This is a genomic window from Marmoricola sp. Leaf446 (genome assembly GCF_001424755.1).
Classification (GTDB): Bacteria; Actinomycetota; Actinomycetes; order Propionibacteriales; family Nocardioidaceae; genus Marmoricola.
This window is the reverse complement of sequence record NZ_LMRF01000001.1, coordinates 829491-853880: the sequence shown is the minus strand read 5'-3', so window position 1 is coordinate 853880 and position 24390 is coordinate 829491. Positions and strand designations below refer to the sequence as shown.

16 protein-coding genes are annotated in these 24390 nt (G+C 72.9%); 9 read left to right on the top strand and 7 right to left on the bottom strand.

What is annotated here, in order from left to right:
- Positions 1-25: 25 nt before the first annotated feature.
- The 7 genes from ASG49_RS03940 (at position 26) to ASG49_RS03910 (ending at position 10550) form a co-directional block, all read left to right on the top strand.
- The gene (locus ASG49_RS03940; RefSeq protein ID WP_056537330.1) at positions 26-2134 is read left to right on the top strand and encodes an MMPL family transporter; all 2109 of its coding nucleotides are present in this window, start codon (positions 26-28) and stop codon (positions 2132-2134) included.
- 18 nt (positions 2135-2152) lie between these two features.
- Positions 2153-3184, top strand: a complete 1032-nt coding sequence (locus ASG49_RS03935; RefSeq protein WP_056537328.1) for an LLM class F420-dependent oxidoreductase — start codon at positions 2153-2155, stop codon at positions 3182-3184.
- Positions 3172-4002: a glycerophosphodiester phosphodiesterase family protein gene (locus ASG49_RS03930; RefSeq protein ID WP_056537326.1), complete on the top strand. Its 831-nt coding sequence runs from the start codon at positions 3172-3174 to the stop codon at positions 4000-4002. Before ASG49_RS03935 ends, ASG49_RS03930 begins: the two co-directional genes overlap by 13 nt.
- Positions 4003-4013: 11 nt before the next feature.
- Positions 4014-6587, top strand: a complete 2574-nt coding sequence (locus ASG49_RS03925) for a bifunctional FO biosynthesis protein CofGH (RefSeq protein ID WP_056537324.1) — start codon at positions 4014-4016, stop codon at positions 6585-6587.
- A gap of 153 nt (positions 6588-6740) precedes the next feature.
- The gene (gene xylB / locus ASG49_RS03920; protein ID WP_056537321.1) at positions 6741-8141 is read left to right on the top strand and encodes a xylulokinase; all 1401 of its coding nucleotides are present in this window, start codon (positions 6741-6743) and stop codon (positions 8139-8141) included.
- Between the two features lie 40 nt (positions 8142-8181).
- Complete coding sequence (xylA, locus tag ASG49_RS03915) at positions 8182-9342, top strand: xylose isomerase (RefSeq protein ID WP_056537320.1); 1161 nt, start codon at positions 8182-8184, stop codon at positions 9340-9342.
- A gap of 2 nt (positions 9343-9344) precedes the next feature.
- Positions 9345-10550 (top strand): ROK family transcriptional regulator, encoded by a 1206-nt coding sequence (locus ASG49_RS03910; RefSeq protein ID WP_056537318.1) that lies wholly within the window; start codon positions 9345-9347, stop codon positions 10548-10550.
- 285 nt (positions 10551-10835) lie between these two features.
- Here the strand turns inward: ASG49_RS03910 and ASG49_RS03905 are convergent, their stop codons facing one another.
- From ASG49_RS03905 to ASG49_RS03890, 4 genes are all read right to left on the bottom strand, one after another.
- Positions 10836-12068 carry an ROK family protein gene (locus ASG49_RS03905; protein WP_056537316.1) on the bottom strand — a complete coding sequence of 411 codons (1233 nt, stop codon included), beginning with the start codon at positions 12066-12068 and terminating at the stop codon, positions 10836-10838.
- A 3-nt stretch (positions 12069-12071) separates the two neighbouring features.
- Entirely contained in the window at positions 12072-13370 is a 1299-nt protein-coding gene (locus ASG49_RS03900; protein ID WP_056537315.1) for a sugar ABC transporter permease, read from the bottom strand.
- A gap of 10 nt (positions 13371-13380) precedes the next feature.
- Complete coding sequence (locus tag ASG49_RS03895; protein WP_056537313.1) at positions 13381-14157, bottom strand: ATP-binding cassette domain-containing protein; 777 nt, start codon at positions 14155-14157, stop codon at positions 13381-13383.
- 132 nt (positions 14158-14289) lie between these two features.
- Entirely contained in the window at positions 14290-15354 is a 1065-nt protein-coding gene (locus ASG49_RS03890; RefSeq protein ID WP_235561895.1) for a sugar ABC transporter substrate-binding protein, read from the bottom strand.
- A 269-nt stretch (positions 15355-15623) separates the two neighbouring features.
- Between ASG49_RS03890 and ASG49_RS03885 the strand changes: the two genes are divergently transcribed.
- A complete protein-coding gene (locus ASG49_RS03885; RefSeq protein ID WP_056537305.1) occupies positions 15624-17672 on the top strand; it encodes a hypothetical protein in 2049 nt (682 codons plus the stop codon).
- Between the two features lie 7 nt (positions 17673-17679).
- Here ASG49_RS03885 and ASG49_RS03880 read toward each other — a convergent pair whose 3' ends face one another.
- Positions 17680-18969, bottom strand: coding sequence for a cytochrome P450 (locus tag ASG49_RS03880; RefSeq protein WP_156384168.1), 1290 nt, complete (start codon positions 18967-18969; stop codon positions 17680-17682).
- 166 nt (positions 18970-19135) lie between these two features.
- Here ASG49_RS03880 and ASG49_RS03875 point away from each other — a divergent pair, with 166 nt between their 5' ends.
- Positions 19136-20035, top strand: coding sequence for a TauD/TfdA family dioxygenase (locus ASG49_RS03875; RefSeq protein WP_056537303.1), 900 nt, complete (start codon positions 19136-19138; stop codon positions 20033-20035).
- A 337-nt stretch (positions 20036-20372) separates the two neighbouring features.
- Here the strand turns inward: ASG49_RS03875 and guaA are convergent, their stop codons facing one another.
- Positions 20373-21956 (bottom strand): glutamine-hydrolyzing GMP synthase, encoded by a 1584-nt coding sequence (gene guaA / locus ASG49_RS03870; RefSeq protein WP_369814201.1) that lies wholly within the window; start codon positions 21954-21956, stop codon positions 20373-20375.
- Between the two features lie 686 nt (positions 21957-22642).
- Positions 22643-24328, bottom strand: a complete 1686-nt coding sequence (locus ASG49_RS03865) for a GMC oxidoreductase (protein WP_056539729.1) — start codon at positions 24326-24328, stop codon at positions 22643-22645.
- Positions 24329-24390 lie beyond the last annotated feature (62 nt).

Genomic DNA, 24390 nt, shown 5'->3' with positions numbered 1-24390 from the left:
GCCGGGGTAGGTGATGCTGGGGCCCATGGCGAGAGGGACGCACCGGGCGGGCCGGTCACGGCGGTGGCTGCTGCCGGTCGCGGTGCTGCTGCTGTGGGTGTTCGTCGGCGGGCCGCTGAGCAGCTTCGCCGGGCAGCTCGGGTCGATCCAGGAGAACGACAACGCCGCCTTCCTCCCGCAGAGCGCGGAGTCCACGCGTGCCCTGGAGAAGCTGGTGCGGTTCCAGGACGAGGACACGCTGCCGGCCGTCGTGGTCGCCGAGCGCGCCGGCGGCCTGACCGAGCAGGACACCGCCCTCCTCCAGCAGTACGCCGGGGAGCTGGCCGACGTGCCGGGCCTGGCCGCCTCCGGGGTGACCGGGCCGATCCCCTCGACCGACGGCGAGGCCGCCCAGCTGGTGGTCAACCTCGACGCCCGGGACGGCGACGCGCTGCTCGAGACGGTCGGGCTGGTGCGCGACGTCGTCGCCGACCCGCCCGCGGGCCTGACCGTGCTGGTCGGCGGCCAGGGCGGCATCCTCGGCGACTTCATCGAGGCCTTCGGCGCCATCGACGGGATCCTGCTGGTCGTCGCGCTGCTGGTCGTGCTCGTGATCCTGCTGGTCGTCTACCGCACCCCGGTGCTGCCGCTGGTGGTGATCTTCTCCTCGGTGCTCGCCCTCGGGGTCGCCTCGGCGGCGGTCTACGGCCTGGCGCGGGCCGACGTGCTCGACGTCAACGGCCAGAGCCAGGGCATCTTGTTCATCCTCGCGATCGGCGCGGCCACCGACTACTCGCTGCTGGTGGTCTCGCGGTTCCGGGAGGAGCTGCGCGACCACGAGTCGCGCTTCACCGCGATGGGCCGGGCGCTGGCGGCGACCTGGGAGCCGGTGGTGGCCTCCGGGCTCACCGTCGTGCTCGGTCTGCTCTGCCTGCTGCTCTCCGACCTCTCCAGCCTGGCCGGCCTCGGCCCGGTCGGGGCGCTGGGCATCGTGGGCGCCGTGCTGGCCTCGCTCACGCTGCTGCCGGCGATGCTGGTGCTGCTGGGCCGGGTGGCCTTCTGGCCGTTCATGCCGACCCACGGCTCGGAGCACCGCGACGAGCGGGGCGTCTGGGGCCGGGTGGCCCGGCTGGTGGGCCGCCGTGCCCCCGCGGTGGCCGTGGTGACCACGCTGGTGCTGGGGGTGCTGGCGGCCTTCATCACCACCCTCGACGAGGACCCGGTGCCGCAGACCGAGCTGTTCCTGACCGAGGTCGACTCGGTGCGGGCGCAGGAGGTGCTCGACGACCACTTCGAGTCCGACAGCTCCAGCCCGGTGCAGGTCGTCGTCCCGGCCGCGCTGGTGCGCGAGGCCGTCGACCTGCTGCAGGACCACCCCGGCATCGCCCGACCCACCGACCGCACCCCGACCGTGTTCGCGCTGCCCGCCTCGCCCGAGGACCCGACGACGCCCAAGGTCGTCGACGGCGAGGTGGTGGTGCTGGCCACGCTGGACGCCCCCGGCGACTCCGCCGCCGCCACCCGGACGCTGGAGCAGCTGCGCACCGACCTGCACGTGCTCGACGAGGACGTCCTGGTCGGCGGGTCGACGGCGATCCTCGTCGACACCCGCGAGACCACCCAGCGCGACCGCGCGGTGGTGATCCCCGCGATCCTGCTGGTGATCCTCGTCGTGCTCGCCCTGCTGCTGCGCTCGCTGGTCGCGCCGCTGCTGCTGATCCTGGCCAACGTGCTGTCCTTCGGCGCCACCATGGGCGTCAGCGCGCTGGTCTTCGAGCACGTCTTCGACTACCCCGCGAGCGACCCCTCGACCTCGCTGATCGCGTTCGTGTTCCTGGTCGCGCTCGGCATCGACTACTCGATCTTCCTGATGACCCGGGTGCGCGAGGAGTCGCTGCGCCGCGGCACCCGGCCCGGCATCCTCAAGGGCCTGTCGGTCACCGGTGGCGTGATCACCTCGGCCGGCGTGGTGCTCGCCGCCACCTTCACCGCGCTCGGCGTGATCCCGATCCTGTTCCTGGCCCAGATCGCGTTCATCGTCGCCTTCGGCGTGCTGCTCGACGCGCTCGTGGTCCGCTCGCTGCTGGTGCCCGCGCTGTGCCACTGGATCGGACCGCGCACCTGGTGGCCCAGCGGGCTGGCCCGCCGACCCTGACCCCTCTAGGTTCGCTGCGTGAAGATCTCCACGCAGCTGACCTACGCCGGCAACCCCCGCGAGACCGCCGACCGGGTCGCGGGCCTGGAGCAGGCGGGTCTCGACACCATCTGGGTGGCCGAGGCCTACGGCTTCGACGCCGCCACGCTGATGGGCTACCTCGCCGCGCGCACCGAGACCGTCGAGATCGGCTCGGCCATCCTCAACGTCTACTCCCGCACGCCCGCGCTGCTCGCCCAGACCGCCGCCGGGCTCGACAACGTCTCCGGCGGCCGCGCCATCCTCGGGCTCGGCGCCTCGGGCCCGCAGGTGATCGAGGGCTGGCACGGGATGCCCTACCGCGCGCCGGTCGGCCGCACCCGCGAGGTCGTCGACATCGTCCGGGCCGCGCTGCGCCGCGAGGTGCTCCAGCACGACGGCCGCCAGTTCACGCTGCCGCTGCCGCCCGACCAGGGCACCGGCCTCGGCAAGCCGCTGAAGATGCTGACCCACCCCGAGCGCTCCTCGGTGCCGATCTACATCGCGGCGCTGGGGCCGAAGTCGGTCGAGGGCACCGCGGAGTACGCCGACGGCTGGCTGCCGTTCCTCTTCAGCCCCGAGGGCGCCCAGGCGGTGTGGGGCGAGGCCCTGGCCGCCGGCACGGCCAAGCGGCCTGCGGAGCTGGGCCCGCTCGAGGTCGTGGGCGGCGGCATGGTCGCGGTCGGCGACGACGTCAAGCACCTGCTCGACCTCGCCCGCCCCCACACCGCGCTCTACGTCGGCGGCATGGGCGCCCGGGGCAAGAACTTCTACAACGACCTCGTCGGGCAGTACGGCTTCGAGGCCGAGGCCGCCCGCATCCAGGACCTCTACCTCTCGGGCCACAAGCGGGAAGCCGAGGCGGCCGTGCCCCTGGAGCTGCTCGAGCAGACCAACCTGGTGGGGCCCGAGGGCCACGTGCGCGAGCGGCTGGCGGCGTACGCCGAGGCGGGGGTCACCAACCTCAACGTGGTGCCGGTCGACGACGACCCGGCGAGCCTCGTGCGGCGCCTCAAGGAGTGGACGAGCTGAGCGCGCGCCCGCGCTTCGACCTCCAGGCCCACCGCGGCGGGGCCGGGCTCTGGCCGGAGAACTCGCTGATGGCCTTCGACCGGGCCCTGGCGCTCGGCGTGAGCACGCTGGAGTGCGACGTCCACGTGAGCGCCGACGGGGTGCCGCTGCTCTCCCACGAACGCACGTACGCCGGCCACCTGATCGCCCGCCGCACCTGGGACGAGCTCGCGACGCTGCCCTCCTGCGGCCCCGAACCGCTCGCCACGCTCGCCCAGCTCGTCGAGCTGGTGCACGAGCGCGGCGCGGACGTCGGCCTCAACGTCGAGACCAAGTTCGACGTGCTGCACCCCGAGGAGACCGCGCCGCGGGAGCGTTTCGTCGAGGCGGTGGTCGGGCTGCTCACCGACACGGGCGTGGTCGCCCGCACCTCGGTGCAGAGCTTCGACTGGGCGGTGCTGCGGCTCGTCCACGCCGCCGAGCCCGGCCTGCGGCTCAACGCGCTCAGCACCACCGACCGGCTCGAGGTCGACCAGCCGGGCGCCTCGCCGTGGCTGGCCGGGCTCGACATCGACGACTACGGCGACAGCGTGGCCCTGGCCGCGGCCGGCCTCGGCTTCGACGCCCTCTCGCCGAGCCGCAGCAGCCTCACCCCGGCCCTGGTCGCGCAGGCGCACGACGCCGGCCTGCGGGTGCTGCCCTACACCGTCGACGACGCGCCGACGATGCGGCTGCTGGTCGACCTGGGCGTGGACGGCCTGATCACCAACCGGCCCGACGTGCTCCGCCGGGTGATGGCCGAGGCGGGCCTGGAGCTGCCGGTCCCGTCCCCGGGCTAGCCTGATCCGCGATGAGCGCCGACACCGATACCGAGCCCGGCCCCACCCCGCAGCAGGTCCGCCGAGCGCTGGCCCGCGCCGAGCGGGGTGCGGCCCTCGACGTCGCCGAGGCGACGGCGCTGCTGGCCGCCCGCGGCGAGGACCTGGAGCGGCTCTCGACCGTCGCCTCCCGGGTGCGCGACGCGGGCCTGGTGGCTGCCGGCCGCCCCGGCGTCGTGACGTACTCCCCCAAGGTGTTCGTCCCGGTCACCCGGCTGTGCCGCGACCGCTGCCACTACTGCACCTTCGTCACCACGCCCGGGCACCTCGAGCGCGCGGGCGAGGCGCCGTACCTCTCCCCCGACGAGATCCTCGACATCGCCCGGCAGGGCGCCGCCCTGGGCTGCGCCGAGGCGCTGTTCACCCTCGGTGACCGGCCCGAGGACCGCTGGCCCGAGGCCCGCGCCTGGCTCGACGAGCAGGGCTACGACTCGACCCTGGCCTACGTGCGCGCCATGGCCGTGCGGGTGCTGGAGGAGACCGGGCTGCTGCCCCACCTCAACCCCGGGGTGATGTCGTGGGAGGAGATCAACCGGCTCAAGCCCGTCTCCCCCTCGATGGGGATGATGCTCGAGACCACCTCGCGACGGCTGTTCGAGACCAGGGGGCTGGCCCACTTCGGCTCCCCCGACAAGGACCCCGAGGTGCGGCTGCGGGTGCTCGAGGACGCCGGTCGGCTCTCGGTGCCGTTCACCACCGGCATCCTGGTCGGCATCGGCGAGACGCTGACCGAGCGGGCCGAGTCGATCTTCGCCGTACGCCGCGTCGCCCGCCGCTCCGGCCACGTGCAGGAGGTGATCGTCCAGAACTTCCGCGCCAAGCCGGACACCGCGATGCGCCACACCGACGACCTCGGGCTGCAGGAGTACCTCGCGGCGCTGGCCACCGCCCGCGTCGTGCTCGGCCCGAAGGTCCGGCTGCAGGCCCCGCCCAACCTGGTCGACCTCGAGGAGTGCCGCGCCCTGCTGGCCGCAGGCGTCGACGACTGGGGCGGCGTCTCCCCGCTCACCCCCGACCACGTCAACCCCGAGCGGCCCTGGCCCTCGCTCGACCGGCTCCGCGAGGTCACCGCCGCCGCCGGGCTGTCGCTGCGCGCCCGACTGACGGTGCACCCGGAGTACGTCGTGGCCGGCGAGCCCTGGATCGACCCCCGCGTCTCGGCCCACGTCGCGGCGCTGGCCGACGACGACGGCCTGCTGCGCAGCGGCGTACGCCCCGTCGGCCTGCCGTGGCAGGAGCCCGACGGCGGCTTCGCCGGCGTCGGCCGCACCGACCTCCACGCCGCCGTCGACACCACCGGCCGCACCGACGACCGCCGCTCCGACTTCGACGAGGTCTACGGCGACTGGGACGAGCTGCGTGACCAGGTCGCCGCCGGGGTAGTCCGAGACGAAAAGCACCGCTCGGGCGCCGATGGCGGTGCTCTTCGTCTCGGACTACCCGGGCGTACGCCGGGCGCCGACGCCCTCCGCGCCGCCGAGACCGACCCGGGCAACCTCTCCGACGAGCACGCTCTGACCCTGATGACCGCCGAGGGCGACCTGCTCGACCAGGTCTGCCGGCTGGCCGACGACCTGCGCCGCGAGACCGTGGGCGACGACGTGACGTACGTCGTCAACCGCAACATCAACTTCACCAACGTCTGCTACGTCGGCTGCCGGTTCTGCGCGTTCGCGCAGCGGCGCACCGACGCCGACGCCTACTCGCTGTCGCTGGACCAGGTCGCCGACCGGGCCGAGGAGGCGTGGGGCCTGGGCGCCACCGAGGTCTGCATGCAGGGCGGGATCGACCCCGAGCTGCCCGGGACGGCGTACTTCGACCTCGCGGCCGCGGTGAAGCAGCGCGTGCCCCAGATGCACGTCCACGCCTTCTCGCCGATGGAGATCGTCAACGGGTCCTCGCGCACGGGCCTGTCGTTCGAGGACTTCCTGATCAAGGCGCGCGAGTCGGGGCTGGACACCATCCCCGGCACGGCCGCGGAGATCCTCGACGACGACGTCCGCTGGGTGCTGACCAAGGGCAAGCTGCCGACCCGCACCTGGGTGGAGGTGATCAGCACCGCCCACCGCGTGGGCATCCCCACGACCAGCACGATGATGTACGGCCACGTCGACAACCCCCGTCACTGGGTCAACCACCTGCGCGTCCTCTCCCGCATCCAGGACGAGTCGCTGGCCGCGGGGACGACCGGGTTCACCGAGTTCGTGCCGCTGCCGTTCGTGCACACCAGCGCCCCGATCTACCTCGCCGGCGTCGCCCGCCCCGGCCCGACCCTGCGCGACAACCTGGCCGTCCACGCGATGGCCCGGATCCTGCTGCACGGCCGCATCGAGAACATCCAGACCAGCTGGGTCAAGCTCGGCGTCGAGGGCACCCGCGCGATGCTCCGGGCCGGCGCCAACGACCTCGGCGGCACCCTGATGGAGGAGACCATCTCGCGGATGGCCGGCTCCGAGCACGGCTCGGCGAAGACCGTCGCCGAGCTCGAGGAGATCGGGTCGGGCATCGGCCGTCCGGTCCGACAGCGCGGCACGACCTACGCCTGAGGTGGCCGCCCCGTCGGCCGGCCCCCGACATGCGAATGTGGCCGGTGGGACGGGCGTGGCTCGCACGAGTCGCTCCCACCACATTCGCAGGTCGGGCGTACCCCGCATACCCGCCACCCTTGACTTAGTTCAGGAGTCGTATAAATTAGCCGCATGCCTCTGGTCCTCGGTGTCGACTCCTCCACCCAGTCCACGAAGGCGCTGCTCGTCGACGCCGACAGCGGCGAGGTGGTGGAGCAGCGGGCGGCCCGCCACCCCGACGGCACCGCCGTCGACCCGCGGCGCTGGCTGGAGGCGTTCGACGAGGCGGCCGGACCGCTGCTGGAGCGCGCCGACGCGGTCGCCATCGGCGGTCAGCAGCACGGCTCGGTGGTGCTCGACGCCGCCGGCGACCCCGTCCACGACGCGCTGCTGTGGAACGACATGCGCAGCGCCGGCGCCGCCGCCGACCTGGTCGAGGAGCTCGGCGGGCCGCAGGCCAGCGCCGACCTGACCGGCTCGGTGCTCAACGCCTCGATCACGGTGACCAAGCTGCGCTGGATGCGTGACCACGCCGCCGACGCGCTGGGCCGGGCCCACCGGGTGCTGCTCCCCCACGACTACCTGACCTGGCACCTCGCCGGGCGGCCCGAGGAGGCCACCACCGACCGCGGCGACGCCTCGGGCACGGGCTACTTCTCGCCGCACACCGACGACTGGATGCCCGAGGTGCTCGAGCGCGCCGCCGGCCGCTCGCTCGTGCTGCCGCGGATCGCCGAGCCCGCCGAGGTCGTCGGCCACCACGGTCGCGCCGTGATCGCCCCGGGCACCGGCGACAACATGGCCGCCGCCCTCGGGCTGGGGCTCAAGCAGGGCGACGCCGGCGTCTCGATCGGCACCTCCGGCGTGGTCTCGATGGTCGCCGCGGGCCCGTCGGCCGACGGCACCGGCATGGTCGCCGGCTTCGCCGACGCGACCGGTCGCTTCCTGCCGCTGGCCTGCACCGTCAACGCCGCCCGCATCCTCGACCTCGGCGCCCGGCTGCTCGGCGTCGACCACGCCGGCCTCGCCGAGCTGGCCCTGGCCTCGGTGCCCGGCGCCCACGGCCTGACCCTGCTGCCCTACCTCGACGGCGAGCGCACCCCGGCCCGTCCCGACGCCGCCGGCACGCTCCACGGCCTCACCAGCGCCACCACCCGCGAGGACCTCGCCCGCGCCCACGTCGAGGGCCTGCTGCTCAGCCTCGCCGACGCCCTGGCCGCCATGGACGCCATGTCCGACGCCTCCCCCGCCCGCGCCCTGCTCATCGGCGGGGCCGCCCGCAACCCGGCCGTCCGGGCCCTCGCGCCGGCCGTGCTCGGGCTGCCCGTCGCCCTGCCCGACCCCGGGGAGTACGTCGCCCTGGGCGCCGCCCGCCAGGCCGCCTGGACGCTCCTCGGCACCGAGACGCCCCCCGACTGGCCGGTCCCGGCCACCGAGCTCGACGGCCCCGAGGACGGCCCCGACGCCGGCGAGCTGCGCGCGGCGTACGCCGACCTGCGCGAGCGCACCGCCGGCTGGTCCACCCCCTCCTGACGCCCCACCCCTCCGCCAGCCCCACCAGAGAGGCACCACCATGACCGACCTCACCCCGCGCCCCGAGGACAAGTTCTCCTTCGGGCTCTGGACCGTGCAGTACCCCGGCCGCGACCCCTTCGGCGAGCCCACCCGCCCCGCCATGGACCCCGTCCGCGCGGTCGAGAAGCTGGCCGAGATCGGTGCCTACGGCGTGAACTTCCACGACGACGACGTGGTGCCGTTCGGCTCCTCGGACTCCGAGCGCGAGAAGATCCTCGACGGCTTCAAGAAGTCGCTGGCCGACACCGGCCTGGTCGTCACCACCGCGACCACCAACCTCTTCGGCCACCCCGTCTTCAAGGACGGCGCCTTCACCTCCAACCTGCGCGACGTACGCCGGTTCGCGCTCCAGAAGACGATGCGCAACATCGACCTGGCCGCCGAGCTGGGCGCCAAGGTCTACGTCGCCTGGGGCGGCCGCGAGGGTGCGGAGTCGCAGGCGTCCAAGGACGTCATGGTCGCGCTCGACCGCTACAAGGAGGCCTTCGACCTGCTGGGCGACTACGTCACCGAGAAGGGCTACGACCTCAAGTTCGCCATCGAGCCCAAGCCCAACGAGCCCCGCGGCGACATCCTGCTGCCCACCGTCGGCCACGCGCTGGCCTTCATCGAGCGCCTCGAGCGCCCCGAGCTGGTCGGGGTCAACCCCGAGATCGGGCACGAGGAGATGGCCGGCATGAACGCCGCCGCCGGCTACGCCCAGGCGATGTGGCAGGGCAAGCTGTTCCACATCGACCTCAACGGCCAGAACGGCCCGAAGTACGACCAGGACCTCCGCTTCGGCGCCGGCAACGTCCGCGGCGCCTTCTGGATCGTCGACACCCTGCTCGCGGGCGGCTACGACGGGCCGGTCCACTTCGACTTCAAGACCCCGCGCACCGAGGACGACAAGGGTGTCTGGGTCTCGGCCGCCGGGTGCATGCGCAACTACCTGATCCTGCGCGAGAAGGCCCGGGCGTTCCGCGCCGACCCCGAGGTCCAGGCGGCGCTCGAGGCCTCCCACCTGCCCGAGCTCGCCGTGCCGACGCTGGCCGAGGGCGAGACCTGGCAGAGCATCGTCGACGCCCCGGCGCCCGACGTGGAGGCCATCGGCGCGCGCGGCATGGCCTTCGAGCGGCTCGACCAGCTCGCGCTGGAGCACCTCTACGGCATCCGCTGACCGTGCCCCTCGACCCGCGGCCGGCCGGTCCCCGCACCCAGGGACCGGCCGCCACCGACGAGGTACGCCGCCGCAACACCGCCGTGCTGCTGCGGCTGCTGCGTGACGGCTCCGCCCGGAGCCGGGCCGACCTGGCCCGTCTCTCGGGGCTGGCCAAGGCCACCGTCGGGGCCATCGTCGGCGACCTCGAGGAGCTCGGCGTCATCCTCGAGGCGCCGGCGGCCCGCGACGAGCCCGGCCGCGGGCGCCCCGGCACCCTGGTCAGGCTCGACGGACGCCGGCACGCGGGCATCGGCATCGAGGTCAACGTCGACTACGTCGCCGTCACCGTCCTCGACCTGACCGGCGCCGAGCTGTGGTTCGAGCGCACCGCCTGGGGCGCCGGGCCCCCCGGCACCGAGCAGGTGCTCCGGCTCGCGCGCGAGCACCTCGACCGGCTGCACGCCACCGGAGCGAGCGCGCTGGGCCTCACGGTGGCCGTGCCCGGGCTGATCGACCGCTCGCTCGGGCAGGTCGTCGACGCCCCCAACCTGGGCTGGCACGCCGAGCCCCTCGCCGACCGCCTCGCCGCCGGCCTGTCCTCCCCCGGCCTCGTCGTGGCGGTGGACAACGACGCCAACTGCGCCGCACGGGCCGAGAGCCTGCAGGGCGTGGCCGTCGGCGAGACCGACCTCGTCTACCTCACCGGCACCGTCGGGCTGGGCGCCGGCGTCATCGCCGGCGGCGAGGTGCTGCGCGGCAGCCGCGGCCTGGCCGGCGAGGTCGGCCACCTCCGCGTCGGCACCGACCAGCCCTGCGCGTGCGGCCGCACCGGGTGCTGGGAGGCGCTGGCCGGTCAGCGCGGCCTCGTGGCCGCCACCGGGCTCGAGGTCGCCGCGGGCGAGGACCCCGTGGCGTACGCCGCCCGCGTCGCCGCCCTGCCCGACGCCGCGACCCTGCTGGAGCCGGTCGTGGCCGCGATGGTCCGCGGCGTCACCGGCCTCGCGCTCGGCCTCGACCCCGCCGTCGTGGTGCTCGGCGGCGCCTTCGTGCCGCTCGCCGACGTGCTCGTCCCCGCGCTCGAGCAGGCCCTCGGCGCCGGCTTCACCGGCCCCGGTACCCGCGTCGCCCCCAGCAGCCTCGGCCTCCACGCCGCCTCCGTCGGCGCCGCCCTCGACGCCCTCGACGCGACGTACGCCGGGCGGCGTTCGCTCCCCCGCGCGGGCTGAACGGGGCTGCTGGTTCCCCGGACGTCCGGGGAATCTGGTGCCTGGCAGGTGTTGCGACGCCCGCCGAGCGCCAGAAAAGCCTGCCGAGCACGTACGCCGACCGGCGCCTGCCGAGCACGTACGCCGACCGGCGCCTGCCGACCACGCACCGACCCGGCCGACCACCCGGCCGACGACCCCACCCCCACCCGAGCGACGACCAGTTCGCCACCCCGACGACGGATCCACGCCTGACCGCACGACGCCCGACCGCGAACTGATCGTCGTTCGGGCGAACGGGCCGGCTCAGACCCCGAGCACCGCCGTGAGCGCACCCTCGGCCCGGGCGAGCGAGCCGACGGGGTCGGCCAGCAGGTCGGTGAAGGCCAGCTCGGCGGCGCCGACGATGACCGAGTCGCCGGCCAGCCAGGGCAGCACGATGCTGGCCTCGCGGGCGGGGGCCTCCAGGGCCCACGCCTCGAAGGCGTCGAGGACGTCGTCGCGCACGAGCGGGTAGACCCACCGCAGCACGCCGCCGAGGATGACCACCTCGGGGTTGAAGACGTTGACCAGCCCGCCGAGGCCGACGCCGAGCGAGTGCGCGAGCCGGCGCAGCGCGGGCGGGACGGGCTGGCCGGGACGGAGGTACTGCTCGAGCTCGTCCATCCGGTCGGGCGGGCAGCCGACCGCCTCGGCGACGGCGTGGGAGCCGATCTCGGTCTCCCAGCAGCCGGTGTTGCCGCAGCGGCACCGGGCCGAGCCGTTGTCGAAGCGCTGGTGGCCGACCTCGCCGGCGTACCCGCTCGCTCCGCGCATCGGCAGGCCCTCGACGATGACGCCGCCACCGACGCCCACGTCGCACGACAGGAAGACGACGTGGGAGAGGTGGCGCCCGGCGCCGCGGATGTGCTCGGCCACGGCGCCCAGCTCGGCGTCGTTGCCGAGCCGGACCGGCACCTTCAGGCCGATCCGGCTGGCCAGCATCGGCGTCAGCGAGACGTCGCTCCAGCCCAGGTTGGGCGCGAACCGCACCAGCCCCGTCGCGTCGTTGACGACACCCGGGACGGCGACGCCGATGCCGACCAGCCGCGACCCGGGCGAGGCCGAGGCCAGCAGCTCGCGCAGCATGTCGACGACGAGGTCGACCACCACGTCGGGGTCGGGCGAGGCGGGGGTGGGGCGCGAGATCCGGTCGAGCACCCCGCCGCCGAGGCCCACCCGGGCCACGTCGAGGGTGTCGACGCCGAGCTCGGCGGCGAGCACGTGCACCGAGTCGGGGTCGGGGTTGACGTCGAGCGAGGGCCGCCCGGCCCCGGCGCGGGTGCCGCCCAGCTCGGGGGTCGACTGGTGCACCACCCCCAGCTCGTCGAGCTCGCGCACGAGGTCGCCGATGGTGGAGCGGTTGAGCCCCATCCGCTCGGTCAGCTGGGCGCGCGAGACCCCACCGGAGTGGTGCACGTGACCCAGGAGGGTGGCCAGGTTGTGTCGGCGTACGGCCTCCTGGTTGGTGCCGGTCCCGCGTCGTCGCGACGCGGGCACGGCCTAGGTCCCCGTGGCCGAGCGGCGGCGGCGCGAGATCGCGTCGACGGACGCGGCGAGCAGCAGCACCGTGCCGGTGATGATGTAGTTGATGTACGCCGCCTGGTTGAGCAGGCCGAGCCCGTTGTCGATCGTGGCGATCACCAGACCACCGATGACGGCGTCGCGGATCCTGCCCTTGCCGCCGAACAGGCTGGTGCCGCCGATGACGGCCGCGCCGACGGCGTAGAGCAGCACGTTGCCGCCACCCGAGCCGGGCGAGACCTTGCCGTCGTACGACGCGGTGATGATGCCGCTGATCGCCGCCATCGTGGAGCAGATGACGAAGGCGGAGATCCGCAGCCGGTCGACGTCGATGCCGGCCCGGCGGGCGGCCTCGGTGTTGCCGCCGACGGCGTACATGTGGCGGCCGTAGCCGGTGCGGCTGAAGACGAAGGTCCAGAAGATCAGCAGCGCGCCGACCACGAACACGGCGTAGGGGATGCCGGCGATGACGAAGCTGGGCACGCGGCTGCGGTTGCCCGACAGGATCGAGGCGACCAGGAAGATGATGATCACGAGGGCGCCGAACTTGACCGCCACCAGCGACGTCGGCGGACGCTGCAGGTTCTTCGCCGCGAGCCGGCGCTGACGCAGGAAGAGCAGCGCGCCGTAGAGCGCGAGCAGGGCCCCTACCAGGATCCAGCCGAGCACGACCGGCATCGACTTGATGGTGATGGCGCGCAGCACCTCGTCGCGCACGGGCACCGAGCCGCCGAGGCCGATCAGCTTGAGGATGACGCCCTGCAGGCCCAGGAAGAAGGCCAGGGTGACCACGAACGAGGGGATGCCGAGCTTGGCCACGAGCAGGCCGATGACGAGGCCGACGAGGGCGCCGACGGCCAGGCCGATCAGCACCGCGACGGGCCAGGGCAGGTCCTGGCGCTCGATCGCGACGGCGGTGAAGCCGGCCGACATGCCTCCGGTGACACCGGCCGACAGGTCGATCTCGCCGAGCAGCAGCACCGGGATCAGGCCCATGGCGAGGACCGAGATGGCCGAGGCCTGGGTGAACAGGTTGGCGATGTTGAGCGCGCTGGTGAAGGAGTCGGGGCGCAGCGCGGAGAAGACCGCGAACAGCACCACGAGGCCGAGGACGGCCGGGAGGGCTCCCATGTCGCCGCCGCGGAGGCGGTCGCGGTAGTCGCGGAACGACTCGCCCAGCGAGGCGCTGGCCTTGTCGTTGGCGAAGTCGACCGCGGCGAGCGAGGGGCCGGGCTCCCCGCCCGGGGCGGGGGTGGTCTGGTCGGTGCGTGTGGTCACGGGAGGCTCCTCAGGCCGACTCGGCCGCGGTCGCGGCAGGGATTCCGATGTCGCCCGAGCGGCCGGCGGTGATCAGCTCGACGATCTGGCTGTGGTTGGTCTCGGCGGCCGGGATGTCGGCGGCCACGCGACCGAGGTAGAGCGCGGTGATGCGGTCGGACACCTCGAGGACGTCGACCATGTTGTGGGAGATCAGCACGACCCCGAGGCCGGCGTCGGCGAGGCGCCTCACGAGGTCGAGGACCTGGCGGGTCTGGGCGACGCCGAGGGCCGCGGTGGGCTCGTCGAGCAGCACCACCTTGGAGTTCCACAGCACCGCCTTGGCGATGGCCACGGTCTGGCGCTGGCCGCCGGAGAGCGAGGCGACGCTCTGGCGCACCGACTTCACGGTGCGCACCGAGAGCGAGGCGAGGGTGCTGCGGGCGCGCTCCTCCATGCCGAGCTCGTCGAGCATGACGCCGTTCTTGGCCTCACGGCCGAGGAACATGTTCTGGACGATGTCGAGGTTGTCGCACAGCGCGAGGTCCTGGTAGACGACCTCGATGCCCAGCGCCGAGGCGTCCTTGGGGCTGGTGATGCTGACCTGCTGCCCGTCGAAGCGGAACTCGCCGGAGTCGGCGCGGTAGATGCCGGCGATGGTCTTGACCAGCGTCGACTTGCCGGCGCCGTTGTCGCCGACGAGCGCGGTGACCTGGCCGGGGTAGACCTTGAAGTCCACGTCGTGGAGGACCTGCACGGGTCCGAAGCTCTTGTTCACTCCACGCAGCTCGAGCAGGGGGTCGGTCATCAGGTCTCCAAGGCACTGGGTCACGGGTGGTGCGGTTGCCGGGTGGTGCGGTGCTGCGTCGTACGACGGAGCAGGGGGCGGGCCCGGTCCCCCGGAGGAGACCGGGCCCGCGTCGCTGCGAGGCGACCAGGATCAGGAGATCCCGGCCTCCTCGCACTCCTTCTCGAAGCCCTTGCAGACGTCGGCGGCGGTGGCGCCACCGTCGTCGATGACCGCCTTGACGTTCTCCTTGGTCACCGAGACCGGGTCGAGCAGCACCGCGGGGACGTCGCGGCCGCCCTCGGTGTCCTTGACCGAGCCGTCGGCCTTGGGCTCCTCGCCCTGGGCCAGGCCGATGGCGAGGTCGGCCAGCGCGCCGGCCTCCTGCGTGGCGGACTTGTAGACCGTCATGCACTGGGTGCCGGCGAGGATGTCCTGTAGGCCCTGGACGGTCGCGTCCTGACCGGTGACCGGCACCTTCCCGGCGACACCGTTCTTCTGCAGGATCGAGATGGCCGAGCCGCCGAGGCCGTCGTTGGCGGCGAGGACGCCGTCGATCTTGCCGTCGTTCTCGGTGTACATCTGCTCGAAGATCTTCGTGGCCTGGGTGTTGTCCCAGCCCGGCACGGCCTGCTCGGCGACGACCTTGTAGTTGCTGTTGGCGTCGAGGACCTTGTGCGCGCCCTTGGAGAACGAGGTCGCGTTGGAGTCGTCGGGCGAGCCGTTGAGGTAGGCGATGTTGGCCTTGGTGTCGGCGCCGAGGCAGTCCTCGAGGCCCTGGCCCTGCAGCTCACCGACCTTCTCGTTGTCGTAGGAGACGTAGTAGGACGCCGAGCCGCCGAGGGTGAGGCGGTCGTAGTCGATGGTGGCGATGCCCTGGTTCTTGGCCTTCTCCTCGATGGCCGCACCCGAGGCGTTGTCCAGGTTGACGATGGCCAGGACGGTGACGCCGCTGGTGATCATCGAGTCGGCGATCTTGGCCATCTGGCTGGAGTCGCCCTGCGCGTTCTGGATCTCGTAGTCGACGCCGGCCTTCTTGAAGGCCGCCTCCAGCGCCGGACGGTCCGCGCTCTCCCACCGCACCGAGGACTCGGTGTCGGGCAGGATCACACCGATCTTGGCGTCGGCGGCCGCACCGCTCCCGCCGCCGTCACCGCCGCCACTGTCGCCGCTGCTGCCACAGGCGCTCAGGGTCAGGGTCAGCCCGAGGGCTCCCACCGCAAGTACTCCAGGCATCCGCTTCACGCAGACCGCCTCCTCTTCGTCGAGTCAGGGGTTGTCTCCGGCGTCCGCCCGCAATGGTCCGAGGCTCGTCGCCGCCTGGCCGGAGTCGTATATGTTGGTCGGCACAACGTAACGGCCGTCACATCCGCGGTCTAGTAGGTGCGGACAACAAATCCGTGGCGTGTCGTCGCGGTCTAGACAACAGCCGCACGGGCTCCTCGCGAACCCGGACAGAAGCCGCGAACCTCTCGTAACCTGACGGAGTGGTACGACGCTCGCTCGGGGTCCTGCTGACGCTGGTGACCCTCCTAGCCACCGCCGCGTGCAGCGGCGGCGACTCCCCCGACCCCGCAGCCAGGGCGGCCATCGACGCCGGCAGCGACTGGTCTCCGGCGCCGCGCACCGTCGGCGAGCTCGACGTGCTCGCGACCGCCGGGGCCGACGGCCTCGCGCTGCACACCGCCTCGGGAGAGAAGACCTTCCTGCCCGGCATCAACCTGGGCAGCACCACGCCCGGCCACCAGCCCGGCGAGATCGACCACCTCGACGCGGCGACCTACCGCACCTGGTTCGGGCAGATGCACGGCCTCGGCATCCGCGTCGTGCGGGTGTACGCCGTGCACCCGCCCGCCTTCTACGACGAGCTCGCCCGCTTCAACCGGGCGCACCCGAAGGCGCCGCTCTACCTGGTCCAGGGCGTCTACCTGCCCGACGAGAGCTACACCGAGCCCGGCCGGACGCTCTACACGCCCGCGGTGGACCGCGCCTTCACCCAGGAGCTGCGCGAGACCTCGGCGGCCGTGCACGGCGACCTGACCCGACCCGAGCAGGCCGGCCACGCCGGTGGCACCTGGCGCACCGACGTCTCCCCCTGGGTCGTCTCCTGGATCGTCGGCGTGGAGTGGGACCCCGAGGGCACGCGCCGCACCGACCGGCAGCAGGCGCGGGCGGCGTACGAGCCGGGGCGCTACTTCGCGTCCACCCGCGACGCGACCGCGACCGAGCGCTGGATCGCGCGCCACCTCGACGTCCTCGCCACGGCGGAGGCGGCGCGCGGCACCTCGGTCCCCGTGGCCTTCGCCAACTGGCCCACCACCGACCCGCTGAGCCATCCCACCGAGCCGCTGCGCGCCGAGGACCTCGTCGGCGTCGACGCGATGCACGTGCTGCCGACGAGGGCGTGGCCGGGCGGCACCTTCGCGAGCTTCCACGCCTACCCCTACTACCCCGACTTCCAGCGCTTCGAGCGCGGTCTCGACCGGGTCGAGTGGGAGGGCGAGCCCGACCGGTACGCCGGCTACCTGGCCTCGCTCCAGGAGCACGTCGCCGGCACGATGCCGCTCGTGGTGAGCGAGTTCGGCGTGCCGTCCTCGCTCGGCTCGGCCCACGCGGGCACCCGCGGGCGCGACCAGGGCTCGCACTCGGAGCAGGACGCGATGGCGATGAACGCCTCGATGCTGCGCATGATGGCGGCCCAGGGCGTCGCCGGCGGGTTCGTCTTCTCGTGGGAGGACGAGTGGTTCAAGCGGACCTGGAACACCATGGAGCACACCGACGACGCGCGTCGGCAGCTGTGGCACGACCCGCTGACCAACGAGCAGTGGTTCGGCCTGGTGGCGACCGACACGGAGCAGGTGCCCGACGCGGCGGCCGAGCTGGTGCCCGAGGGCGGCGCGACGAAGTACGTCCACGTCTGGGCCGACCACTCCTTCGTCCACGTCGAGGTCACCGGGCGCGAGGGGGCGCCGACCCGGTTGCGGCTCGACGCCGACGTGGTGCCCGGACCCGAGGAGTCCGACCACCGGCTGCTGCTGGACACCGCGGCCGGCACGGCCCAGGTGCAGGTCCGCAAGGCGCTCGACCCGGTCCGGCTCGACGTCCGCGGCACGTCGTACCGGCCCGACCAGGACGAGGCCTGGCACGACCTGGTGCTGATGACCAACCGAGCGCTGGCGGGTCGCCCCGCGGAGTACGACCCCGTCGGCCGGCTCGTCGAGGGCAGCTGGGACCCCGAGGACGCGTCGTACGACTCGATGGCGACGTGGCAGGTCGACGAGAAGTGGGACACGCTCAGGGTGCGACTGCCGTGGTCGATGCTCGGCATGGCCGACCCCTCGGCCCGCGTCGCGCTCGGCGAGGGCCTGCCCGCCGAGCGGGTGGAGGTGCCGGGCATCGGGCTGGCGCTCGACGTCGACGGCGAGCAGCACGAGCTCGACCTGACCTGGCCGGAGTGGAACCGCGTGGACTACACGACGCGGGTCAAGGCCGGGGCTGACGTGCTGGCGAAGGCGTACGCCGACCTCGCGCCCTGAGACCGCCTCAGCCGGCGTCGCGCCGGGTGACCGGCACCGACTCGACGCCGAACACGATCGAGAGCGCGCGGTGCTCGAGCTCGTCCGGGGGCACCGCCAGCGCCAGGTCGGGCAGCCGTCGCACCATCGTGGTGAAGGCCGTGACCAGCTCCATCCGGGCCAGCTCGGCGCCGACGCAGCGGTGGAAGCCGTGCCCGAAGGCGAGGTGGCCGGGTCCGGCCGTGGCCAGGTCGACGTCGTCGCCGCGGCCCACGCGGCCGTCGCGGTTGGCCGCGGGCAGCGAGCACAGCACGACCGAGCCCCGCGGGATGCTCCGGCCACCGACGACGACGTCGTGGCGGGCGAAGCGCGGGAAGGCGACCTGCACGACCGAGAGCAGCCGCAGCAGGTCGTCGACCAGGGCCGGGGCGATGCTGGGGTCGGCCTGCAGCCGGCGCCACAGCTCGCGGTGCTCGAGGAGGTGGGCGGTGCCCAGGGCCAGCATCGAGGCGCTGGTCTCCAGGCCTCCGGTGAAGACGCCGTCGGCGAGGCCGCCGAGCTCGAAGTCGCTGATCTCGTCGCCGTGCTCGCGGATCAGCTGGCCGATCAGGCCCGGTCCGGGGTCGTGCCGCTGCCGGGCGACCTCGGCCAGCAGGAACTCCCGCGAGCCGCCGATCGCCCCGATCGTGCCGGGCCCTCCCCCGGTGACGTCGAAGCGCTGGGTGGCCAGGCTGGCGAAGGTCTCGCGCCGCTCGTCGGGCAGGCCGAGCAGGTCGCAGATGACCAGGAACGGCACCGGGAAGGCCAGGGTCGGCACCAGGTCGGCGACGCCGTCCCCGGCGTCGGCGAGCGCCGCCTCGAGCTCGTCGAGCTGCCGGTCGACGACGCGCTGGATCAGGGGCGCGAGGCGCTGCAGCCGCCGCATCGTGAACTCCGGCACCAGCAGCCGACGCAGCCGGGTGTGGTCGGGCGGGTCGGTGAACCCCAGCCCGCCGATGTCGCCGTCGGTCGCGGAGCCGCTGCGACCCATGTAGGGCCGGATGTCGGTGCTGTACGACACGGCGTCGGCCAGCACCTCGCGGCACTCCGCGTCGCCGGTGACCAGCCACACCTCCATGCCGAACAGCCGGACCAGCCGCTGCACCGGGTCGGCGTTGCGGGTGGCCTGGAGCCGGGGGCTGGGTGAGGTGCCGTCGCGGCGCAGCGGCCAGGCCAGCGCCTCCGGCACCTTGTCGAGCCGGGACAGGTCCACGCCCCCGGCGCGCGACAGCACCCGCTGCCGCACCGCTCGGGTGAGCGTCGTGACCAGTCGTCCCACTGCGCACCTCTCGTCGTCCGGACCCGGCGAATTCTAGGGAACCCGGGCCTCCCCCGTCGTCGGGGACACCCCTGATCCGTCCCGGACACCGCGGTCCCACCACATCCCGTGTATCTTGAGTAAATCAGTAGGTTTATTGCACCAACGAGCTCGAGGAGGACGCCCTATGACGCAGGCACCCGCACGTAACGACCACGTCAGCCCGCCCCGCGGCGCCTCGCTGGTGCTCGACAAGCTCGGCCCCCGCTTCGGCGCCGAGGTCATCGGCACCGACCTGCGCTCGCTCACCGACGACCAGGTCGCCGACATCCGGCAGGCGCTGGTCGAGCAGAAGGTGCTCTTCTTCCGCGGCCAGGACCTCACCGACGCCGACCAGGTCGACCTCGGCCGGCGCCTCGGCGAGGTCACCGTCGGCCACCCCGTCGTCGGCCAGAGCGCCCAGGTCGAGCTGCCCGAGATCTTCGACCTCGACAGCGCCGACCCGGAGTTCAGCTTCTCCGACGTCTGGCACACCGACGTGACCTTCGTCGAGCGGCCCCCGATGGGTTCGATCCTGCGGGCCCACCAGCTCCCGTCGTACGGCGGCGACACCAGCTGGGTCGACGCCGAGCAGGCCTACGAGTCGCTGTCGGCCCCCGTGCGCGGCATGGTCGACCAGCTCACCGCGATCCACGACGGCACCCGCGAGTGGGGCGCCTACCTGCGACGCCACGGCGGCAGGGGCAACTCGTGGGAGGGCAAGGAGGTCACCGAGCTGACCCCCGTCGAGCACCCCGTCGTACGCGTCCACCCCGAGACCGGCCGCAAGGGCCTGTTCGTCAACCCCGGCTTCACCGAGCACGTCGTGGGCGTCTCCGACGCCGAGAGCCGCGCCATCCTCGACATGCTCTACGCCCACCTGCTCAAGCCCGAGCACACCGTCCGTCACCGCTGGCAGCTCGGCGACGTCGGCATGTGGGACAACCGCAGCACGCTGCACTACGCCAACCGCGACTACGACGAGACCCGGATCATGCGCCGGATCACGCTCGCGGGAGACGTGCCGGTCGGTCCCGCCACACGCTGAGCTGGGGTCGCCGTACGGCGCACCGGGGCCCGGTCACCTCTCGTGGTGACCTGGCCCCGTGGTGCGTCCCGGGGGCTTGGGGGCTGGGGCTGGTGGCGGCTGCGGTTTCCCAAGGTCGCTTGGGAAACCGCCACTGCGCTGGAGCTGTGGTTCCGGGCAAGCGACAGGCTCTCCGGCGGAGTGGCCCGCTGGGCGTCGTACGCCGGGGCCGGCCGCCCGCAACAGGACGAATCGCGCTGCCTGGCAGCCTTCCCAGGTGCTTGGCAGGCATCGCGACGCCTGCCGAGCACCAGATTCCCCGGACGTCCGGGGAATCAGCAGCCGACCAGCCGCCCGCTCACTCCCACTCGATCGTCCCCGGCGGCTTGCTGGTGATGTCGAGGGTGACCCGGTTGATCTCGGGCACCTCGTTGGTGATGCGGGTGCTGACGGTCTCGAGCACCTCGTAGGGCACCCGCGCCCAGTCGGCGGTCATCGCGTCCTCGGAGGTCACCGGCCGCAGCACGACCGGGTGGCCGTACGTCCGACCGTCGCCCTGCACGCCGACGGAGCGCACGTCGGCCAGCAGCACCACCGGGAACTGCCAGATGTCGCGGTCGAGACCCGCGCGGGAAAGCTCCTCGCGGGCGATCGCGTCGGCCTCGCGCAGGATGTCGAGGCGCTCGCGGGTGACCTCGCCGATGATCCGGATGCCGAGGCCCGGCCCGGGGAACGGGTGGCGCCAGACCAGCTCGGCGGGCAGGCCGAGCTGCTCGCCGACGAGACGCACCTCGTCCTTGAACAGCGTGCGCAGCGGCTCGACGAGCTCGAACTCGAGGTCGTCGGGCAGCCCGCCCACGTTGTGGTGCGACTTGATGTTGGAGGTGCCCGCTCCCCCGCCCGACTCGACGACGTCGGGGTAGAGCGTGCCCTGCACCAGGAAGGCCATCTTGACGCCCTCGGCGTGCGAGCCGGCGGCGATCTTGGGCGCGAGGATGTCGGCCTCGGCGGCCTCGAAGACGCGGATGAACTCCCGGCCGATGATCTTGCGCTTGGTCTCGGGGTCGGAGACGCCGGCGAGCGCGTCGAGGAACTGCTTCTCGGCGTCGACCACGACCAGGTCGGCGCCGGTCGCGGCCACGAAGTCGCGCTCGATCTGCTCCGACTCGCCCTTGCGCATCAGTCCGTGGTCGACGTACACGCAGGTCAGGCGGTCCCCGATCGCACGTTGCACGACGGCCGCGGCGACGGCGCTATCGACGCCACCGGAGAGCGCGCAGATCGCCAGCCCCTCGGGGCCGATCTGCTGCTGGATCCGCTCGACCTGCTCCTCGACGATGTTGACCATCGTCCAGGTCGGCCGGCAGCCGGCGATGTCGAGCAGGAAGTGCGACAGCACCTCCTGCCCGTGCTCGCTGTGCAGCACCTCGGGGTGCCACTGCACGCCGGCCATCCGGCGCTCGGTGTCCTCGAACGCCGCGACCGGTGTCTTGGTGGTCGAGGCCAGCACGTCGAAGCCCTCGGGCGCCGACTGGACCGAGTCGCCGTGCGACATCCAGACGCGGTGCGCCGCGGGCAGGCCGGCGAGCAGCGTGCCGGGGGCGGTGACGGTGACGGGCGTGCGGCCGTACTCCGAGGAGCTGGTGCGCGCGACCTCCCCGCCGAGCGCCTGGGCCATCGCCTGGAAGCCATAGCACATGCCGAACACCGGCAGTCCCGCGCTGAACAGGTCGTCGTCGACGGCCGGGGCGCCGGGCGAGTACACCGACGACGGACCGCCCGAGAGGATGATCGCGGCGGGCTTCCTGGCGAGCATCTCCGCGACCGGCATCGTGTGCGGGACGATCTCGGAGTAGACCCGGGCCTCCCGGACGCGACGGGCGATCAGCTGGGCGTACTGGGCCCCGAAGTCGACGACGAGGACGAGGTCGTGATCGGTCACGATCGACCCTTCCGGTGGGGGTTCAGCGGACCCCTGAGTCTGCCAGACGAGATGGTTGAAGATTTCTCCGCATGCCCCGTAACCGGCCCCGTGACCCCTCGTTGAGGTGGGTGGATCCGACAACCTCCCTCCCTCCCCGTCGGGTCCGTGCACGACACAACAGCGGACCTGCCAGGGCCCGACCTCCCTCCCTCCCCGGTCGGGCCCTGGCTCGTCGGCTGTCGTGACAGCCGAAGACCCCGGACGCCTCTGGCGTCCGGGGTCTTCTGCCGTCGTGGGGGCTTCGGGGGGATGGCCAGGCGGGCGCCGTACGACGGCCGGACGGTCGACTGCCACACCAGCGTCGTCGAGGCGGTCGGTGGGGAGCGCTGCTGCGACACTCGGCGGCGAATTCCCAAGGTCGCCTGGGAAACCGTCGCTGCGCCGGAGCTACAGACCCGGCCCAGCACCCGACTCCCCGGCGGAGTGGCCACAGGGACGACGTACGCCGGAGGGCGACCGAGCATCCTCCGGTCGACTGCCACACCAGCGTCGTCGAGCCCGCGTCCCAGCGGCCCTGCTGTGGCACTCGCGGCAGTTTCACCGGCCAGCCGGTGAAACTGCCGGTCACCGTCACACCAGCGTCGCCGCCCCCCCCGTCAGACGACCCAGACCTCCCACCGAGCGCCCGACACCCGGGCAACCGCCTAGCTGACCCCCACGATCGGCAGGTGCAGGGCGCCGGGGGCCGAGGCGGGGACGACCGGGCGGTGCGGGGCGACCGGCGAGAGCTGCTCGTACGCCGCGTCCAGCGGCGGGCGGGGGTCGGCCTCGCCCTTGTTGGGCCAGAACGCCATCGCGCGCTCGGCCTGGGCGGTGATCGTCAGCGACGGGTTGACGCCCAGATTGGCGGTGATGGCCGAGCCGTCGGCGATGTGCATGTTCTCGTAGCCGTAGACCCGCTGGTAGGGGTCGACCACGCCGGTCTCGATCGAGTCGCCGATGGTGCAGCCGCCGATGAAGTGGGCGGTCATCGGCATGTTGAAGGGCTCGCCGATCGAGCCGCCGGCGGTGCCGCCCATGATCCTGGCCATCTTGCGCACCACGGTGTTGGCGACCGGGATCCACGTGGGGTTGGGCTCGCCGTGGCCCTGGCGCGAGGTGAGGCGCCACTTGTTGGTGCCCGGCACCTTCTTGGGATAGACGGTGATCGAGTTGTCGAGCGTCTGCATCACCAGCGCGACGACGGTGCGCTCGGACCAGTGGCGCACGTCGTACAGCGAGTGCACGTTCTTGCGCTGCGTCCACAGCTCCTTGAGCCACTGCTGCCAGCGGCGGCCGGGGACGTCGCCGTCGGTGAGCACCGTCTGCATCAGCGACATCGCGTTGCTGCCCTTGCCGTAGCGGCACGGCTCGACGTGGGTGTCCTCGTCGGGGTGGAAGGAGGAGGTGATCGCGACGCCGTAGCTGTAGTCGATCTTGGTGTCCGGCGCGATCGCGCCCAGGATCGACTCGGAGTTGGTGCGCGAGAGCTCGCCGAGGCGGTCGGAGAGCCGCGGCAGGTGACCCTCGGCCTTCATCTTGTGCAGCAGCTTCTGGGTGCCGATCGCGGCCGCGGCGAACACCACGTGCTCGGCGGAGAGCGTGCGGGTCGAGCGTGCGGTCGCACGCTTGGCCTTGGTGAAGCGGATCCGCACGTCGTACCCGCCGCCGTCGCGCTCGCTGACCCGCGTCACCGTCGACAGCGGCATCACGCGGGCGCCGGCCTGCTCGGCGAGGTAGAGGTAGTTCTTCACCAGCGTGTTCTTGGCGTTGTAGTTGCAGCCGGTCATGCAGTCACCGCACGCCACGCACGTACGCCGCTCCGGCCCGGCGCCGCCGAAGTAGGGGTCGGCCACCGTCTCGCCCATCTTCTGGTCGGGCTGGCCGAAGAAGACGCCGACCGGGGTGGGGTGGAAGGTGTCGGCCACGCCCATCTCGGTGGCGACCTGCTCCATCACGTCGTCGGCGGGCGTGCGCAGCGGGTTCTCGACGACGCCGAGCATCCGCTTGGCCTGGTCGTAGAAGGGCGCGAGCTCCTTCTTCCAGTCGGTGATGTGGGCCCACTGCCGGTCGCGGTAGAACGCACCCAGGGGCTCGTAGAGCGTGTTGGCGTAGACCAGCGAGCCGCCGCCGACGCCCGCACCGGCGAGGATCAGCGAGTCGCGGACCGCGTCGATGCGCTGGATGCCGTAGCACCCGATCTCGGGGCGGTAGAGGAACTTCTTGAGGTCGAAGGAGGTTTTCGCGAAGTCCTCGTCCGCGAAGCGGGCGCCGGCCTCGATGACGCCGACCTTGTAGCCCTTCTCGGTCAGCCGCAGCGCGGTGACCGAGCCACCGAAGCCGGAGCCGATGACGAGGACGTCGTAGTCGAAGGCGCTCTCGCCGCCGGCGTTCGAGCCCCCGCCTCCCGAAC

Excerpts from the sequence above, each read along its gene's own strand:
- xylA (WP_056537320.1), top strand. The coding sequence starts at position 8,182 with ATGACCGACCTCACCCCGCGCCCCGAGGACAAGTTCTCCTTCGGGCTC.
- ASG49_RS03895 (WP_056537313.1), bottom strand. The coding sequence starts at position 14,157 with ATGACCGACCCCCTGCTCGAGCTGCGTGGAGTGAACAAGAGCTTCGGA.
- ASG49_RS03925 (WP_056537324.1), top strand. The coding sequence starts at position 4,014 with ATGAGCGCCGACACCGATACCGAGCCCGGCCCCACCCCGCAGCAGGTC.
- ASG49_RS03875 (WP_056537303.1), top strand. The coding sequence starts at position 19,136 with ATGACGCAGGCACCCGCACGTAACGACCACGTCAGCCCGCCCCGCGGC.
- xylB (WP_056537321.1), top strand. The coding sequence starts at position 6,741 with ATGCCTCTGGTCCTCGGTGTCGACTCCTCCACCCAGTCCACGAAGGCG.
- ASG49_RS03940 (WP_056537330.1), top strand. The coding sequence starts at position 26 with ATGGCGAGAGGGACGCACCGGGCGGGCCGGTCACGGCGGTGGCTGCTG.